Raw genomic sequence first — 1,636 nt, 5'->3', positions numbered from 1 at the left:
AGTCTCGTAGAAGTTGAGGTGGCGGTCCCCTGCTCGAAACCTGCCGTGTGGTAGGTATCGGGCGTTCCGCCAAGAACTCCTACAGCAAGGGGACCACCATGAAGAAGAGTAACCAGATTCAGTCCGTCGATGTGAGTGCATCCGCGGTTCCCGAACGGGTCAGTGTGGCGATGAGCGAGATCGCCGAAAACATGAGCGAGGGCCTGCTGGCGTTGGCTGTCGGCGCGGGCCTGCAGGTGATGGCGGCGTTGATGGAGGCTGACGTCACCGCGCTGGCTGGCCCGAAGGGTCGCCACGATCAGGCCAGGACCGCGGTGCGGCACGGTCGTGAACGCGGCTCGGTGACCTTGGGTGGGCGACGGGTGCCGGTGACCCGGCCCCGGGTGCGCGCCGCCGACGGGACGGGCGAGTTGGCGGTCGCGTCCTATGAGCTGTTCAGTTCCACGGAGATCCTGGGCCGGCTGGCGATGGAGAAGATGCTGGCCGGGCTGTCCACTCGTCGTTACCCGGTCGGGCTGGAGCCGGTCGGCGTCCAGATCACGGAAAAGGCCACGGCGACAAGCAAATCAGCGGTATCCCGCCGGTTCGTGGCGATGACCGAGACCGCGCTGGCTGAGCTGCTGTCGCGTGATCTGTCCGGGCTGGATCTGGTGGCGTTGATGATCGACGGGGTGCACTTCGCCGAATCGTGTTGCGTCGTGGCGCTGGGGATCGACATCGAGGGCACCAAGCACCCGCTGGCGCTGGTGGAGGGCTCGACGGAGAACGCCACCCTGGTCACCGAGCTGCTGGTGGATTTGCGGGAACGGGGTCTGGACGTCACCCGTCCGATGCTGGTGGGCCTGGACGGGTCCAAGGCGCTGCGCAAAGCGGTGCTCGACGTGCTCGATCACCCGGTCATTCAGCGCTGTCAGCTGCACAAGGTTCGGAACGTGAAAGATCGTCTGCCCCAACGCCTTCGAACCACTGTAGGCCGCAGGATGACTGATGCCTACCATGCCGGATCGGCGCTTGAGGCCGAAGCCGCCCTGCTGGCCCTGGCCAAGGAACTCGACCGCACCCACCCCAGCGCGGCGGCGAGTCTGCGCGAGGGCCTCGATGAGACGCTCACGGTCTTGCGTTTGGGGGTACCGCCCACGCTGGCCCGCACGCTGCGCTCGACCAACTGCATCGAGTCGATAATCTCGGTCTGCCGCGAACATGCCGGCAACGTCAAGCGCTGGCGCGACGGGCAGATGGCGCTGCGCTGGTGCGCCGCCGGGATGGTCGAGGCCGGCAAGCAATTCCGCCGGGTGAACGGCCACCTGCACCTGCCGGCACTGCGAGCAGCCCTCGAACGCGAGGTTGCCGAACATGTCGTACCCGTCGTGCACAATGATCAGGTGAGCGCAGCCTGATGCTCACCGGACCGCCACCGAAGTTCCACGGAACTTGGGACATCCTCCGACACTTACCGGCGGCCCGCACGGGACAGAATGATGATCTGCTCGCCGCTTTATGTGAGGCGCGCGCCGAGGACGGCGAACGCTTCACTGATGCCGACATCATAAATCATATGATTTTTTTGATGATGGCCGCGCATGACACGTCTACGATCACCACTGCCGCGGTGGCGTACTTTTTGGCGAAGAATCCC

Annotated in this window: 1 protein-coding gene and 1 pseudogene; both read left to right on the top strand. The window is 65.0% G+C overall.

What is annotated here, in order from left to right; genetic code table 11:
- The first annotated feature begins 98 nt into the window (after positions 1-98).
- Positions 99-1,397: an IS256-like element IS1295 family transposase gene (locus VIQ49_RS00195; protein ID WP_331879773.1), complete on the top strand. Its 1,299-nt coding sequence runs from the start codon at positions 99-101 to the stop codon at positions 1,395-1,397.
- A gap of 47 nt (positions 1,398-1,444) precedes the next feature.
- A pseudogene (locus VIQ49_RS00190) lies at positions 1,445-1,636 on the top strand (cytochrome P450); the annotation flags it as partial.

Origin of the sequence: Williamsia sp., from assembly GCF_036566845.1 — a bacterium.
Classification (GTDB): Bacteria; Actinomycetota; Actinomycetes; order Mycobacteriales; family Mycobacteriaceae; genus Williamsia.
Note: the sequence above shows the minus strand (reverse complement) of the source record. Positions and strands in the feature narration are given on the sequence as shown.